Here is a 299-nt window from a genome sequence, read left to right as displayed (position 1 = left end):
GAGCAAGTTCTGGAGGCTGTCACAGAGTGGCAAAACCGTCCATTGGACCGGGTCTATCCCATTGTCTATCTCGACTGCATTGTCCTGAAGAGCGGCTGCACAGGTGGAGCGAGACCGTTTCGCGGATAAGTGGGATGATACCTACCCGCAGATTAGCAAGTCTTGGGCCACGCACTGGCCAAACTTGATTACGCTGTTTGAGTATCCGCCGGAGATCCGCAAGATGATCTATACTACCAACGCTATTGAGTCTCTGAACAGCGTCATTCGCAAGGCCACGAAGCAGCGCAAGGTGTTCC

General features: G+C 53.5%; 1 protein-coding gene and 1 pseudogene. Both read left to right on the top strand.

The genetic code is table 11. The features are described 5' to 3' along the window. The first annotated feature begins 9 nt into the window (after positions 1 to 9). Positions 10 to 129: a transposase gene (locus Q5Y71_RS17750; RefSeq protein ID WP_371877098.1), complete on the top strand. Its 120-nt coding sequence runs from the start codon at positions 10 to 12 to the stop codon at positions 127 to 129. Then, positions 119 to 299: pseudogene (locus Q5Y71_RS17745) on the top strand (transposase); the annotation flags it as partial. The gene Q5Y71_RS17750 and the pseudogene Q5Y71_RS17745, both read left to right, overlap by 11 nt.

The sequence above is a fragment of the Microbulbifer sp. 2205BS26-8 genome (assembly GCF_030731025.1).
Classification (GTDB): Bacteria; Pseudomonadota; Gammaproteobacteria; order Pseudomonadales; family Cellvibrionaceae; genus Microbulbifer; species Microbulbifer spongiae.
This window is presented reverse-complemented; position numbering and strand designations above follow the sequence as displayed.